13 protein-coding genes and 1 pseudogene are annotated in these 15966 nt (G+C 53.5%); all 14 read right to left on the bottom strand.

Annotated elements, in window-relative coordinates:
* Window positions 1-10: 10 nt before the first annotated feature.
* Window positions 11-1267, bottom strand: coding sequence for an aromatic ring-hydroxylating oxygenase subunit alpha (locus ABMD26_RS18280; RefSeq protein ID WP_354311112.1), 1257 nt, complete (start codon window positions 1265-1267; stop codon window positions 11-13).
* A 111-nt stretch (window positions 1268-1378) separates the two neighbouring features.
* Window positions 1379-2311 carry a LysR substrate-binding domain-containing protein gene (locus tag ABMD26_RS18275; RefSeq protein WP_354311110.1) on the bottom strand — a complete coding sequence of 311 codons (933 nt, stop codon included), beginning with the start codon at window positions 2309-2311 and terminating at the stop codon, window positions 1379-1381.
* Between the two features lie 404 nt (window positions 2312-2715).
* A complete protein-coding gene (locus tag ABMD26_RS18270; RefSeq protein WP_354311108.1) occupies window positions 2716-3567 on the bottom strand; it encodes a glycine betaine ABC transporter substrate-binding protein in 852 nt (283 codons plus the stop codon).
* Between the two features lie 147 nt (window positions 3568-3714).
* Window positions 3715-4278 carry an NAD(P)H-dependent oxidoreductase gene (locus tag ABMD26_RS18265; RefSeq protein WP_354311106.1) on the bottom strand — a complete coding sequence of 188 codons (564 nt, stop codon included), beginning with the start codon at window positions 4276-4278 and terminating at the stop codon, window positions 3715-3717.
* A gap of 84 nt (window positions 4279-4362) precedes the next feature.
* Window positions 4363-5838: an aldehyde dehydrogenase family protein gene (locus ABMD26_RS18260; protein ID WP_354311104.1), complete on the bottom strand. Its 1476-nt coding sequence runs from the start codon at window positions 5836-5838 to the stop codon at window positions 4363-4365.
* Between the two features lie 56 nt (window positions 5839-5894).
* Window positions 5895-6731 carry an ABC transporter permease gene (locus ABMD26_RS18255; protein ID WP_354311102.1) on the bottom strand — a complete coding sequence of 279 codons (837 nt, stop codon included), beginning with the start codon at window positions 6729-6731 and terminating at the stop codon, window positions 5895-5897.
* Window positions 6731-7570 carry an ABC transporter permease gene (locus tag ABMD26_RS18250; protein ID WP_354311100.1) on the bottom strand — a complete coding sequence of 280 codons (840 nt, stop codon included), beginning with the start codon at window positions 7568-7570 and terminating at the stop codon, window positions 6731-6733. Before ABMD26_RS18250 ends, ABMD26_RS18255 begins: the two co-directional genes overlap by 1 nt.
* Window positions 7571-7645: 75 nt before the next feature.
* Window positions 7646-8695: a quaternary amine ABC transporter ATP-binding protein gene (locus ABMD26_RS18245; RefSeq protein WP_354311098.1), complete on the bottom strand. Its 1050-nt coding sequence runs from the start codon at window positions 8693-8695 to the stop codon at window positions 7646-7648.
* A gap of 327 nt (window positions 8696-9022) precedes the next feature.
* Window positions 9023-9898, bottom strand: a complete 876-nt coding sequence (locus ABMD26_RS18240) for a dihydrodipicolinate synthase family protein (RefSeq protein WP_354311096.1) — start codon at window positions 9896-9898, stop codon at window positions 9023-9025.
* 17 nt (window positions 9899-9915) lie between these two features.
* Complete coding sequence (locus ABMD26_RS18235) at window positions 9916-11253, bottom strand: NAD(P)/FAD-dependent oxidoreductase (protein WP_354311094.1); 1338 nt, start codon at window positions 11251-11253, stop codon at window positions 9916-9918.
* 283 nt (window positions 11254-11536) lie between these two features.
* Window positions 11537-12397, bottom strand: a complete 861-nt coding sequence (locus ABMD26_RS18230) for a helix-turn-helix domain-containing protein (RefSeq protein ID WP_354311092.1) — start codon at window positions 12395-12397, stop codon at window positions 11537-11539.
* Window positions 12398-12585: 188 nt separating this feature from the next.
* Complete coding sequence (locus tag ABMD26_RS18225) at window positions 12586-13188, bottom strand: helix-turn-helix domain-containing protein (RefSeq protein ID WP_354311090.1); 603 nt, start codon at window positions 13186-13188, stop codon at window positions 12586-12588.
* A gap of 95 nt (window positions 13189-13283) precedes the next feature.
* Window positions 13284-13844, bottom strand: a pseudogene (locus ABMD26_RS18220) (helix-turn-helix domain-containing protein); the annotation flags it as partial.
* Window positions 13845-14047: 203 nt separating this feature from the next.
* Window positions 14048-15508 carry an AAA family ATPase gene (locus ABMD26_RS18215; protein WP_354311088.1) on the bottom strand — a complete coding sequence of 487 codons (1461 nt, stop codon included), beginning with the start codon at window positions 15506-15508 and terminating at the stop codon, window positions 14048-14050.
* Between the last annotated feature and the right edge of the window lie 458 nt (window positions 15509-15966).

The following is a 15966-nucleotide window of genomic DNA, read 5'->3' as shown; positions in this document are numbered from 1 at the left end:
CAGCTCCGGTTCAGGCGCTATGCGCGATGAGGCGTGCGGTGTACCAGCGAGTGAACTGGTGAACGTAGGCTTCAACGAGGTGCGAAAACGGGCCTGGTATGTAAGCTGGGTCCTGAGTACCGCTGTAGGTGATTTTGACCAGACCGGCATCCTGCTGATTGGTCGCGATCCACACTTCGGTCAATCGCTGCAGGTCGTAATCCTTACCTTCGACGGCATCTTTGTGCACGAGCCACTTGGATCGCACAAGTGTTTTGCCAGGCGACAGCGGGATCAGCCACGAAATAACCGCGTGGTCGCTCATCACATGGGTCCACGAGTTATGCGTCCAGAAGTGGGTGTCCCCCAGATCCGGGCGGCTCAGCTCACCGAACAGTTTTGTGCAGGCGACTCGGGTGTCCAGAGTCTGCGATTCGCCATGCCCGGAAATCACCAACCGTTGCGCCCGGAATTGAGTGACAGCGTCCTCGTCCAGATATTCGATGGCGTCACAGACCAGACCTTCGCTTTCCCAGCTCTCTTTGGCGATTACGCTTTTCGCCTTGTGCGCTTCCAGCACACGAAGTGATTCCTCAGTCATGCCTTCAGTACTACCCGCAAAGTCCTCAGGCAGAAACGAGACATTGAGCTCTGGATGGCCCGCCGCGCAGTGATAGCACTCGCGATTGTTCTCGATCACCAGCTTCCAGTTACCCTCCTCGATGATCTCCGTTTCATAGGCGATCCTGGTGTGGGTCAAGTTGTAGGGAGCAAAACGCGGCGCCATGTTCTCGACCAGATAATCGATATCGGATGGCGGGTCATCGCTGAGGCAGACCAGAATATGTGCGCCCACGACGCGGCAGGCTACCGGAATGAGACTGCGGCATGTGGGGTCAAAGTCTTTGCCCATATCACGCGTATGCTTGAGTGACCCGTCGAGATCGTATGTCCATTGATGGTACGGGCACACCAGCATCCCGACAGTGGAAAGACCCGCTTCCTTTAGGCGGGCACCGCGATGTCGACACACATTACGAAATGCCACGACTTGTTCATCATCATCTCTAACTATAATGATTGATGACTTTCCAATGTCGACGGTAGATACATCACCGGGTTCGGGGATTTCTGTGGTGACACCAACAACGATCCAGTGTTTGTGAAAAAATATATCCAGGTCATTCTCAAAGATATCTTCGCGACCAAATACCGCGCCATCCAGAGCGGTCCACTGAGCGCGCTCCTTTACAACTTCAAGATGGCTTTTTTGTTTTAAGTTATTCATAGGCACCTCACGAGCAGGCTGTATTGCCAGCGATGGGTGACAGTATCTGAACAGCAGTAAACATTGGTCAATGCGGTATATTTTCAAGCGGCCATGACTCAAGGTTATGAGTCACCTGCGATCTTGGTGCGGCTCGATATGGTCGGCACGCAGGCAATCTATCAACTGGTAAATAACGTGTGTTTCGGGGCGTCCTGCGGCGAGAAAGATGTAGTAAGCATCTGTTGGCACAATGACGTGACTGGAGACACGGACCAGTCGACCGGACGCCAGGTAGTTCTCAAGCAGCCGCCCCCAGCCCAACGCAATACCGTGGCCCTGAACCGCAGCAAGAATGGCGTCGCCGTACATAGCGCAACGCAGGCTGAACTCAAGCTTGGGCGGTATATAGCCCTGCGCACGAAACCAGGTACTCCAGGTCATCCATCCCTCCAGCGTTGCAGCAGTGTCAATCAGCTGGTTTCGGGCAATCTCCTCCAGTGAGACCGGCGTCCCGTTGCGCGCAAGCCAGGATGGAGAGCACACTGGGAAAATCTCCTCGTCGAAGAGAAACAGTGCCGCGCCGTCATCCCATTTTCCGTGACCAAAGCGGACTGAAAGATCGGCATCACGATCCGAAGGTGTCGTCAGGCGCAATCGGAGTTTCGGCAATTGATCCCTCAGAAGATGCAATCGCGGCATGATTCGCAGGTTTGAGAAATCTGCGGTACTCGCCAGTGCAATAGCGTGTTCGCCTTGTCCTTCGGCATACTTGTCAAACACGCCGGCAATGCGTTGCATTGATTCTGACATAGCGTCATAAAGCGCTATGCCTTCTGTTGTCAATTGATTGCAACGGTGAAGTCGATAGAAAAGCTGCGTTCCGAAGGTCGTTTCAAGAAACTTTACGTGTTTGCTGACTGCAGCCTGGGTGACGCCAAGCTCCTGCGCCGCAGTAGTGAAACTACCGTTTCGGGCGACCGCCTCAAACGCCACAAGCGCGTTCATCGACGGGATGATTCGGCGATATCCCTTATGTTGTCGAGTTTTTAACAACTGATTCATTTTAGCTCCCACTGATACCTGCGAACCGGCGCCTGTAATGTGACCTCTCAAGGTGCCTGGGTAAAGGTAAAGTTCCGATAAGTTCGAGACTTGGCGTCCATCGTAGGCCGTGGGCCTGAGCTCACTGTCCAACGATACCGCCTCAATCAGACTGATGCCGATTTTCAAGCTGCCAAACGCCTGCCAGCGATATAAGCAAGGATTGAGTATTGCCTACAGGGCCGCCGCGATCTGTGATCAAAGGAGTATTTTATGTGGGCTCATACGGCAACCGTCATGTCATCCCCTGACGTTATGATTACTGTGCGCCAAACCACAAGACGAGGCCGCATGACCTCGCCTTGCAGGTGAAAATCGAGCACGAGCTGCACTTCTACGTCACGCAGTATCAGGCCCGGGCTTTATCACTTCCCGGACATGATTGCCCAATGGTCGATCAGTTTGGTGTTGGCGTCCCACCACTTTTGCACCGCTTGCTCAACGGTCATTCCGTCATTGATCGAAACGTTCATTGCAGTAACTTCGTCGATCGGTACGAATACACTTGCCACCGTTTCCCGGGCCCGGGAGTTATCGTTGGAAAAGCCCTTTTTGGCTATCCAGTAATAGCTTTGCGGGGCAGGAAATACGCCTTTTGGATCTTCCAGGTAACGAACCTTGAACTTCAAGTCCATCCAGGACGGCTGCCACAACATCGTTACAATAGGTGCCTTGCGCTCAATGGCGGATTGCAATTGAGCGACCATGGCGGCGGTACTGCCGTCAACCAGTGTGTACTGCAAGTTGTACTGTTTAATCGCGTCAGCGGTTTGCTGCATGAGGCCCGCACCCGACTCGATACCTATGATCTTGGCACCCACCTGATCTTTGATTGCATTCAACTCATCAATGCTTTTGATCGGCATGTAATCAGGCACAACAATTCCCTGACGCAAGCCATGAGAAACAACCGAAACCTTTTCGAGGCGCTGGTAATTTTTCTTCCAATAATCAGCGGTAATGTTATTGATGTGCGAAACCATCAGATCCACATCCCCCCTGGCAAGGGCAGCAAATGCTATCCCCCAATCCGGAAAGGTCGTCAGCTCGACGTTATACCCCTGCTTTTCCAAAAGCTTTTTAGTTATTATGGACATCGGCACGATATCTTCCCAGGGGAGCGTACCGATCTTGATCGTGGTTTTCTCTGCTGCGTGGCTAAAGCCCGCGAACAGACACATCAATGAGACGGCGAGGACCTTCAACAGCTTGTGCATAGTTTCACCCTTCTTTCGTGTATGAAATATAAGCGCAGACGCTTCTGCAGCTATTGGCTTCGTTTAGCGGTGCTGTCCCTATCCCTATATAACAATGGTTGCACGAACGCGATCTGTGATGCCGCATGCAGCGCCGATTGCATCACTTCAAGAGGTGACGGGTTGCGCCTTCCTGCCACCGTATGTGCATTGAGCGCCGGCAACCCATTGCCGATACCGCGAAGCACTTACCGCTAGCGATTCATCGCTGAGATTTTCTGACCCACTTAGAAAGAAGCCAGGCTGATAGAGCATTTCAACTCTAAAAGCCAGAACTTCAAATGGACTGGTCAACTCATCAAGCGTGCGTCCATAACGGCCGTCTTTTTCATAGTCGGACGCCTTGGAGTAAGTAGAAACAGCAATGCACAAGGTCTTTCCCGCAACGGCTCGACCACCACCGTAGGCCCAGCCAGCAGCGAAGACATCGTCGATCCACTGCTTGAGTAATGGCGTGCAGTTGTACCATTGCATCGGGAACTGCAAGATGATGCGATCATGCGCCGTAATCAATTTTTGCTCGGCACCGATGTCGATCTTGCCAGTTGGGTATCGTCCGTAGAGATCATTGACGGTGACACCCGCGAGACCTTCGATGGCTTTGCACCAAGTTGCGTTGATACGTGAACTGGACAAGTCGGGGTGCGCCACGACAACCAATGTGTTTATCAAAACTTACCTCCTCGATTAAATCGTCGCCAATTTTTCAGCCGAATCAATCTGGACCGCCGGTTGGCGACCACAACGGTGTAAAACTTATTTTATATACCAACCCCAAGGATCCGGGCTCACGTAGGCGGTAACCTGCTTGGTTTCGAGGTAATTATCCAGACCCCACTTGCCAAGCTCACGACCGATCCCGGATTGCTTATAACCTCCCCACGGCGCCTCGGTGAAAGTCGGCTGAGAGCAGTTGATCCAGACGATGCCGGCACGCAATGCAGCCGACACTCGGTCAGCCCGCACGTCATCTTTGGTCATTACCGCAGCAGCCAGGCCAAAACGACTGTCGTTGGCCAGACTCAAGGCTTCACTTTCGGTGGCGAATCGACGAACACAGACCACTGGGCCGAAGATTTCTTCCTTCCAAGCGTCGCTGTCCAGCGGTACCTCGGTAAGGATCGTCGGCTGGAAGAAATAACCCTGAGTCAGCTCCTCAGGTCTGCGACCGCCAGCGACCAGTCGCGCCCCATCTTCCTGAGCGCGCGCAACAGCAGCAACGACCTGTTCATGCTGTTGCTTGGACACCAGTGGGCCAAGAAGGACGCCCTCTTTCAGCCCGTCACCCAGGGTAATCTTGTTAGCTTCCTCGATCAGACGTGGAAGCAGTTTTTCGTAAACGCCATCCTGCACCAGCACTCTTGATGTAGCTGAGCAGACCTGACCCTGATTCCAGAAAATACCAAACATGATCCATTCGACGGCACCCTCGATGTCGGCATCATCAAACACTATCAGGGGAGATTTACCGCCCAGCTCAAGGCTTATGCGTTTGATGTCCTTCGCAGCCTCAGCCATGATGTGCGAGCCGATACGGCCTGATCCCGTGAACGCCAGCTTATCCACCAACGGATGACTGACCAACGCCTGACCGGCCTCACCGCCAAGACCTGTCACAATATTCAGGACCCCTGCCGGTAGCTCCGCTTCTTGTGCAATCGCCGCAAGTTCCAATGCGGTCAACGAAGTATTTTCTGCTGGCTTGAGCACAATGGTACAACCGGCTGCCAGAGCCGGAGCAACCTTCCAGGATGCCATCAACAACGGGTAGTTCCATGGGATGATCGCGCCTACCACGCCCACCGCTTCCCTGCGCACCTTGGTCCGGAAACGGTCATCGGAAATAGCAACATCTACATCATTGGAATCGTCGAGTTGCTCGGCAAGGCCCGCGTAGTATTCAAAACAACCCGCCGCGTCACCAATGTCCCAGCGCGCTTCTGGCAACGGTTTGCCATTGTCGAGCACTTCCAGGCGGGCCAGATCCTCGGATCGCTCGCGGATCAGTTCAGCAATGCGGCGTAAATAGGCGCCGCGCTGGGCACCTGTCGTGTTTGGCCAGCCGTCGTCGTCAAATGCTCGACGGGCCGCATTGACGGCCAGGTTGATATCCCCAGCGGCGCCTTTGGGGATGGCATGAATGACTCGCTCGGTGGACGGGTTGATGACGTCCAGACTGCCTTTGTTGACCGGGTCGATCCATTGACCATCAATGTAGAGTTGAGTACGCATGCTTTCTCCAGACTTTTTGTGTAGTGGCAACCACTGCTACGTCGATCCAGCAATGATCAATGCTTGAGAAACCGTGCAGGAACCGTCCCGCGACATACCCGGTCAATGATCAGTGCAAGGACTACGATGGCAAGACTCGCGCGTATACCTAGTCCAAACTCCATGCGGCTAAGCCCGCGCGTCACCTCAGAACCGAGCCCGCCTGCGCCTACTAACCCGGCCAGTACTACCATCCCCAGCGACAACAGAACGCACTGGTTGACGCCTACCAGCAAAGTCGGCAATGCAGAAGGGAGTTCGATTTTCCACAAGACCTCCCGTGGGCTTGCGCCAATCGCGGCGCCAAGCTCAAGTCGATTTCCAGGGATTTGACTCATTGCCAGGATGGTCAGGCGAATCATTGGCGGGATACCGAAGATGATCGTGGCCAGCAACGCGGGTACGGCGCCGAGGCCAAACAGCACTACTGCGGGCACCAGGTAAACCCATGGCGGCATGGTCTGCATGACATCGAGAATTGGTCGCGAGAAAATTTTCAGTCCCTCGCTGCGCGATAACAGGACCCCCAAAACGATTCCGATCGACAGCGAAAACGCCACCGCGATAATAATCAACGCAATCGTATGCACTGCCGCAGGCCACATCCCCAGAACCAGGCAACAGCCAAATCCAATAAGGGACATCAGCCCCACCCGCCAACCGGCGACCAGCAAGCACATTAAGGATAAACAGCCAATGACGAGTTCCGGCGAACCCAATGAGAGGAGCGCGACTATGCCGCCAATCAGCACATCAAAGAACTGCGAAATGGCCACGAACACAGCATGAAAGTTGCTGTTCAGGTAACTGAGAAATGGCGCGACGACGGAGCCGGGGGAGATGTTTGAGTCCATCACAGTGCTCCTTTTTGAGTGCTGCATACGGCTTGCGAGATGCGGTCGAGAATGATCGTCAGCACAACGATAGCAATACCTGCATTGACGGCCAGGTCAATCTTCAGCGTTCGCACTGCCTCATATATGGTCTGACCAAGGCCGCCGGATCCTGCAATGCCGGCGATGACGACCATGCCAAAACTCAACATCAGACTCTGGTTGATGCCCGCCAGGATCGAAGGGAGCGCGAATGGCAGTCGAATCTTCAAAACCTGCGAGACAGGTTTCATGCCCACAGCCGAGCCCAGTTCGCAATACTGCGTCGGGGTCATGAAAATGCCGTGTGCGGTAAGACGCAAAGCGGGTGGAATCGCAACCAGGCAGGTCGCCCAGATTGCCGTCGCCGGTCCATACCCGAGTAAGGCGATACCTGGCAGCAAGAAGATATACGGTGGCATGGTCTGGATGAAGTCCAGCACTAGCTCGGCACTGTGCTTCCATTTTGCCGACAACCCCACCAACACCCCCAGTGGGATAGCAATCAAAAGGGCCAGCAAAGTTGAGCTGAACACCAGAGTGAGCGTGGCAATGGTTTCAGTCCACAAGCCCATGGCATGGCACAACCAGAGGCCAGCGGCGGCGGCAAGGGCAAACAACACACCATTCACTCTCCAGCCGACCAGCGCCACAATCAGCACCAGCACCCACCAGGGAGCAAACATCAGCAGGGTATTAAAAGCACCATAGGCAGCTTCCATACCGGTGCTGATCGCCGCAAAGAATCCGGATGCTTCGTCGATCAACCAGGCAAGAGCTGTATCGACAACGGTGTCGAATGCCTCAATGACTGTATTCATACTCTCCCCCCATAACGCGTTCCAGGCTTCATGAATCAAGCCAGGTCGAGGCCGCGAACGGCCCTGAGCAAAGTTTCACGGCAAAACGGTGCCTACTATCTGGCCATCCTGCTTGATAGCTACCACGTCTTCCCGTTTGCCAACGGCTACATCGATAAGCGTCTCGAGATCGGCATCGATGTCGACGCTGGCCAGAGCGTCGAGCGAACGTCCGCCAAACTGGGAGAGGTCCTGACTGTCGATACGCTTTAGCATCGAGCGCGCCTTGAGCAACTTCAGCCGAGAGATACCTTCCATAAAACTGGCGACGTATTCGTCAGCTGGGTTGAGCACTACTTCTTCAGGGGTACCGATCTGGATGATCCTGCCCTCTTTCATGATTGCGATGCGATCACCGATACGGATGGCTTCATCGATATCGTGAGTAATGAAAATGGTGGTTTTACGCAGCTCAGATGAGAGCTTTTTGAATTCGATCTGCAGTTGTTTGCGGATTAAGGGGTCAAGCGCGCTGAACGGCTCGTCCATCAGCAGTACATCCGGATCGGCTACCAATGCTCGCGCGATCCCCACGCGCTGCTGCATGCCTCCGGAAAGCTCTTCCGGGTATCGATTGGCCCAATTGCCCAAACCAACCTTGTCCAGAGCCTCCTGGCTCTTGCGCACACCATCGGATTTATTGATGCCTTGTACCTCAAGGGGTAACATCACGTTCTCCAACACAGTGCGATAAGGCAACAGAGCAACGTTCTGAAATACCATTCCCATTTTCCGGGAGCGCAAGTCTCTCAGGTCGCCAGAGGCCATTTTGCAGATGTCTTGCCCATGGATGAGTACTTCACCGCAGGTCGGGGCGATCAGCCGGTTGAAATGCCGGATCAACGTCGATTTTCCGCTACCGGACAAGCCGATGATGCAAAACGTCTCTCCTTGCTGCACGGCAAAAGTCGCGTCCGCTACCGCGACGACCGAGCCATGCTGTCTCAGTAACGCGTCCTTGCCTTCTGTAAAGCGCTTGGCGGCATCTATTGCCGCAGCGCTCTGATTGCCGAATATTTTCCAAACGCCGCGACACTCCACGATTGGCGCTGCGACTGTGTGAGAAGGGTGAGTAATCATATTCATAGGCCTATCCGGAAGCTGATTATTGTTTCGGCCGAGCGCCTTCATCTGCGCCGACCGGGCATCGTCTATTGCCTGACCTGTACGGCCACTTTCCGGCGAATTCCCCGCTTATCCTTCCACCCGGTATCAGACGTCTGTTTCTTTATAGTCAATCGAAGAGTCTGACGAACAATTACAGACCCTGGCACCGACTGAAGCCCGCATCGTCATCGGTATCCACACGGCTAAATAGCCGTAGAAATCAGCACTGCAAACAATTTCCTGAGAAGGCAAAAATGATCGCAGAATCAAGACGCGGGGCCGATGTCAGGTTTTACACTCCGCGAGTCAGCCGTTGATAAGTGGTTCAAGGGCGGCTTTGAGCACCGTTGCTTCTTGCTCGCTGATACACCGTAGTGGCTTGCGCAAATTGCCAGTGCCGAAGCCGCGCAAGTGAGCCGCGTACAGCACAGCCGGGATATAGTTTGTAGTCTGAACCAGCAGCAACGACGGCAGCATGCGGCTCCACAACGCGAATGCGTCGTCGTAGCGCTTTTCCTGAACCAGGTTGTACAGATCCACCGCCTCGCGGGGCATATAATTGGCCGCGCCCCAGATAGCCCCTTTTGTTCCCGCCAGTAAAGCGTACAACGTGATGGTGTCGGCGCCGTTCAATACGCCGCCCCCACTTTGGAGGTACTGCTGCTGAATGGTGAAGTCGCCGCCGCTATCTTTAATATAGTTAAAGTTTTTCAACTGTTGCAGACGGCCTAAGAGCGGCGGGGAAATCGAGATCTGCGTGGCGTATGGAATATTGTAACCGATAATATCGATATTTACAGCGGCGTCGATTTCGCGATAAAACTCAAACAGGCCATCCTCATCCCTCGGACCTTCCAGATACGGTGGCAAGACCATTAGCGCGTCGGCGCCTATGCCTTCGGCGTGCTGAGAGCGGCGCACCACTTCATCGATGTTCAATGCCGAGGTCTGGCAAATGACGTTGACACGGCGGTTGATCCGCTTGACGCCAACTTCATAAAGCTTGTTGCATTCAGCTTCTGTCAGATACGGGTGTTGACCTGTACCCGCGCCGAGCACCAGCCCATGCACGCCCGCCTCAATATATTGCTCGATCAGTATCTCGAACGCGGTGTAATCTATTTCGCCACGATCATTAAACGTGGTTTGCATCGCAAGATTGATGCCGGCCAGATTTGCCATCGCAAGTTCTCCTATTATTAAATTTCTTGTCCAGCTTCTTTGAATCGACGCCCTGTTACGAACTTCACACCCAGGGACGTGATGATTTCCGGATACGCTCGTGAGGGAGCCTTACGGCGCTTGAGAATTTCAATCGTGGTGGAGTTCATGCCTGAGGCCAGCTCAGCGAGAGCTTTCCCGAAAGCGGTGCCGCGCGATACGCCAGTGCCATTGCAGATACCCGAACCGTAAACGTTTTCGGCCAGTTCACCCCAGATCATTCCGCCGTTCTGGGCCAAGGTCAGCAACCCTCCCCAGCTGTAGTCGAATCCCATGGAGGCGAGTTCTGGATAACGCCGGTCAAACGATATCTGTTGTTGAAAACGCGCCTGATTTACGTCGTCTGTGGTCGTTTTGTATTTCTTGGCGTACGAATAGACGTTACGGAATATCAACCTGTTGTCATTTGTGCGGCGTACAGTAGTACCAAAGCTATTGGCCGGGATCAGACCAAACGCGCCAGACCCGCAGGTTGAGATTTCCTTTTCAGTGAGCTCACGCGTCATACTGGCAAACGTGTAAACCGGAATGGCGGAATTCTTATAGAAGCCGAAATTTGTCAGATATCCTGAGGCACAGATGATTACTTTCTGCGCCCGGATGACGGCATTTGCGGTTTCGAACACGTGATGGGGTTTGCCAAATTTGGCAGACGTCACAACTGTGTTTTCATGAACCCTGACATTTTTCGGAAGCGCGCGCGCCGCATTCATCAGGTATTTTGCAGGCTGAAGAAGAACAGTACCGGGGTGATGCAATCCTTTGAGGTAATGCTGACTGCCTGTCAAGTCACGCATCCCTTCGGCGTCCACCCAGCTGTACTTCTGCCCCATAGCGTCAAGGGCCTTGGAAAAATGCACGAGGTCGGCCACGCCACCCTCTGTCGCCGCACTGTGATATTTCCCCTGGGGATCCCAGTCACACTCCACACCGGCCTCAACTGCACTCTTCATATATGAGGTGCCTTCGAGGTTTACGTGAAGCTCTTCGTGGTTGCCTTTCAAGTCCTCGACAAAGTCACGCTTGCGGGGATTGTGTGCCAGGTCGATGGCAAAGCCCATGCATCGACCGGACGCATTATTACCAATTCGACCCGCATCAACTAATACAACCTGGGCATTGGAATTGAGTTCAGCGTAGCGACGTGCGGCATGTAATCCCATCCAGCCCGCACCAATCACCAGGCATTCACAGGTTACATCGGCGGTAAGAGGATTGAGCGCCAAGCCTACTCCGCTCGCCCTATACCAACCCGAATCGGTCGGTTCAATCTGCGGCGGCGTCACGTCAATACGTTTATCGGATGAGGAAGCCAACTTAGGTATCTCCTGAAATAGAAAAACAGTCGTATGACATCTGCTTGATCAGATTTTCAATCTCGATCCGAAAACGGAGTTTTATTTGGACTCTACCCTGCAGTGTCTGCTTTTTCACACCTTCACGCGCAAGCTATTTATTTCAGACATGGACCTTGAAGATTTTAGTCGCGCCTCAAGACTCAGCTAACGACTGAGCACACTCCAGGTCTGCAACCCCACGCCACTAGAAATTCATGGTACAACGGATTCTTAGAGCCCCCGGTCATCGAGGGAGCAGTATTCAGTAAGTCGGCGGAGCAATGACCCAGAGAACTTTAACCTCACCATCGCCGGTATTCACCCACCGGTACGACTCACGCACAATTCGAAAACTATCACCTGCTTTCAAGCTGAATTTATTCTTGTCTATCCATATATCGAACTGCCCACTGATAACAAAAATCTCTTCCTCAGTATTACGGGGCGTTGCGGAAGGCCGTGTAGCACCTTTAGCAAACGTGGTGAGGAACACTTCGAACATCCCACCGATGTCCGGCGACAAAAGCTCTTCGGTAATACCATCGAGAAATCCCCCTAACCGCCGACGACTGTCTGCACGCACAACACGCCCTGTTTCCGCAGTAGGTCTGCTATCGGCGGTAAAAAACCACCCTACGGTAACCCCCAACACTGCTGCGAGCTTTTTCAGGTCGGTTATGGATATCTCGGTATTACCGCGCTCAAGTTGGCTGAGAAAGCTAGGCGACCGACCTGTTGCCAATGCGAGTTCGACAAGGGTCTTGCCCCGTGCTTTTCGCAGCTTGCGAATTTCGTTGCCCCAAGCGAAGGGGTTTCCAGGCATTTCAGCCCCGAGCTCCATTCTGGCTATGTCAGCGACGTCGTTCACGATTAATCCCCAAGACCGAGTGCAGTTTTTTCTCAGATATTTTCTTGGTAAAAATATTACAACATGATTATGCACATAAGAATAATTTTTGCACTTATTTTTTTTGTGGATCCGTCGTGGATTGATAGTCATGATCAATGGAGACGATTTGGCAGGGTTTAGGCGCCTGACGCAGGTCGTATGGGCAATCGACGAAGCGTTGACATTGATACCGGGTTTTTTCAGGGATACGGCTGCTTGAGGGATACGGAACATCTCGCGGCGGACCACCGCGGAGCTGCCGAGTCGCGCTCACCCATCGAAACCCATGGGACACGCCCACAGCCAAGGCTCGATTGATAAAGGAAGCGCAATGAGGGGTAAATCGACTGGACTATTAACTCAACCTCATATCAGCATGAGCCTGATAAATACCAAGGTTTTCTCTACCCTCCTCGGTTCAGCTAGAAGGCTGGGGGTGCGATGACCCAAATGACAACGGCGTCAACCTCGCCTGGGTTTTCCCAGCGATACGGCTCATTGACGATACGGAAGCTGTCTCCCGCATTCAGGCTAAAAGGGTGCTCGCCTATCCACAGATTCAGCTGTCCACTAATCAGAAAACCTTCTTCTTCGGTTCCGCGGGTGGTCTTGGCTTCGAAGCTGGCGCCGGAGGCCATCGTGCTCAAGAACATCTCGAACGCTCCTCCGATAGTAGGTGATAACGATTCTTCCGTAAGCCCTCCTGTCAATGATCCCAACCGCCGTCGGCTAGCAGCACGAATCACTCTCCCGGACTCTGCTGTTGGTTGTCCATTCACCATGAAAAACCAATCCAGCGGTACACCAAGAGTAAGCGCGATGCGCTTCAGATCGGAAATTGGAATCTCGGCGCGACCACGTTCAAGCTGGCTGATAAAGCTTATCGACCGTCCAGTTGCCAATGATATTTCTGCCAGGGTCTTCGAGCGAGCTTTGCGCAGCTTGCGAATTTCTTCGCCCAAAGCAATGCGATCCCTGGAGGAATCAGCAGCGCCGCTCTCTAGACCAACGTTGTCGCTGGGCATTTGTATCTCCATATGATCTTGCGATGTATTTCACAGAAAATTAGTAGCTCATTATCCTCAAATAAAAAATAAATACTAATTTTTTGATGAGCCGTCTATTTTTGAACTTCGTAGGTCGCCCGATAACTCCCGGGAGCAGCGTCAAAGAAATCGCGAAACCGCCGGTGGAAATGCGGCATGCTCACAAATCCGGTCGCCATGGCGATGTCCGTTATGGATCGATTGGTTTGCAGCACCAATTGCCTGGCCCGGGTCAGTCTCAGTTCGAGATAGTAGCGAGCGGGCGCTGCCCCGACAAAGTGGAAAAAGCGGCGCTCCAGCTGTCTTTTCGAGATCCCCCCACACGCTGCCAGATCATCAAGGCTCAGTGGCTCCTCGATATTTTTCTGCATCAGCTCAAGTGCCACCTTCAAGGCCTGTGGCAAAGTGGGATCCGAGTCGACAGAAACCGTCGATACCCCAGAAACCTGTTCCTGTTCGTCACAACCCAGGATTTCCTCTACCGCGGGGGCCAGGGAATTGCCGTTTGTGACGCGGATGTATTCCAGCATCATGCGCAACGAGCTGCTGGCACCCGCGCAGGTCACCCGCTTCAGATCGACCACGTAGCTTCGGTCAGAGATTCTCAGGTTGGGAAAGGCATCGGACATCAGGGCCCCGTCCAAATCAGGTGTAACCTGATCGCTGCGCTGCATTTCGTAGAGCCTTCCGTACGGAGCAAGTTCACGATACGCCGTCTCAGTATACTGAATCACCGGTAATGCATCTAACAGCGCCTGAGCCCTTTCCGCTATCGTGATACCGGACGCGCACACTTGCACGGCTTCGGCCACGTCGAAGGTCGGTAGCGGTAAGCGGATCATGGATTGCTACGCCTGATGACCAACCCTCGGGCCAGTGCTTGCGCCTCTGCTCCCAATTGTCCACCAAAGTGCCGCTCAACTGCCTCAAACGAGGTTCCCGGCTGGTTCGAGACGGCTGCTATCAGTTGATGGAATCCGGAGTTGGAGACCTCAAGCCCAAATACTTCTCGGGTCAACACCCCTGCACTTTCACCAAAGGTTTCGATAGAGGGGCGCTCTACAGCCGCCAGTGCTCTGGTGCGTCGCAGCATCCACACGCAGCTTCTAGGCACCTCCTGCAGTACAACCGGAGAATGAGTAGATATCAACGCAAATCCGTTTCTTGCGACCAAGAGGTCTGCGATGGTACGGATGAATGCTGATAGCAAACGGGGGTGTAAATGTCCCTCGGGCTCATCGAGCACGACTAGCGTCTGCTCATCGACTAACTCAACAAGGCGCGTGGTCGTCAGTAGCACAATCGCGTGCCCAGAACTAAGCAGCTTGAAGAAACGCCTGGCTCGTTCCTGCCAATCGAATTCATGCTCAACCAAAGTTTCCACGCCTGTTTCACCGAAAAGCGGATCAGTAGAAAGCGTTTGAATCGCGCGCAGCCAACGATCCCTTCGGGGGCCGTTACGGCATACAGACAAGCTGTCCACAAAATCTGTAGCCAGTGCGTCAGGCGTCTTGAGCTCATCAAGCATCTTCCCATCTGATGGTCGCTGGGTTCGAAGGCCAACAAAGGTAGCTGCTGTGCGCTGCTGGCCGACTGGCGGGAGCTCGAAACTGTCGAAGGCGCTGAATGAAACGGACACCAAGCGAGAAAATGCCCACTCTTCTTTATTTTCCCCTAGACGCATCAATTGCCCGCGAGGGGCCGTGTCGCTATCTCTTTCAAGAATCGTATTGATTATGCTTTGGATGCAACGCGTTTTCCCTACACCATTGCGGCCAACCAGCACGTGCAGATTTGTTGGGGGTTCCGAGTTAGGGATTACATTGAAGTTCATAATCGGCGGAATGCATGGAATCTCGTTTTCACCCAGCGGAGCCGGCGGAAACGTGAACTGAAACTCAAACTTGGTCAGTATGGGGTTGCCATGAGCGAGTCGATGCAGCCGATTGAGAACCGACGACTCGTGCACAGATCGCAACAGGGAAACGGACATAACATCTTCCCCCTTGTGACGCCGAAAAATGCCCAAATCATAGGCACAGTCACACAGTGCCCTGAGCACCTTCACACCAAACCCGTAGGAGAGACCTGTCAGTGTTTCGTAGTAGTCCTCGTCTTGGCCAAGTGAAAAGTGCACCGAAGGATCGAGCTGGCTGAAGTGGTCAGTAAGCGTTGGAAAGCGTGTGCCTCGCGGGGTTTCCGGGCCGCCAGGTCCTCCAACTAACCCCACTTCCCCAATTTTTACAGAGCCTGGCCTATGGCGGACGCCAGCTCCGTCGAATACGAACAGAGTGAACATCGTTCGATACGCGAACCAATCGTCCCAATTGTCGCAGACGAGGTAGGCCTGAAAACGGCCTTGATTGGGAAGCGATTGCCCAGGGCGAATTACTGTAAACACTGGCGTTGAACCTATTCCTTGGTTGAAGGGATCTCGCAGCTTTTTATCGCAACCGTGGCCTCACGCGTGTCCTGAGATACTCATCTTATAAACCCTGGCAGGCTGCGTAGAGTTAGCCCCGGACGCCTCAGGATAAGAATGGCAACGGTCCACATAGTAAAACAATTCAAAGATATCACGGAAGACAAGGCCACGTTGGGCCGCAGCTGGCGATGCGCAAAAACAGTCTGCGAATTCATCAGCGCAAAGCTACAAATTTCGATTGGCACCGATGCGGACCGGGTAGCGGGATCATTACCGTTCATTACCAAGGACGGGCCAACGTGTTGCATGCTGACCCAGCTATCGTGAGCTAT

The organism is Pseudomonas sp. PvP001, from assembly GCF_040546375.1.
GTDB lineage: Bacteria > Pseudomonadota > Gammaproteobacteria > Pseudomonadales > Pseudomonadaceae > Aquipseudomonas > Aquipseudomonas coleopterorum.
Note: the sequence above shows the minus strand (reverse complement) of the source record. Positions and strands in the feature narration are given on the sequence as shown.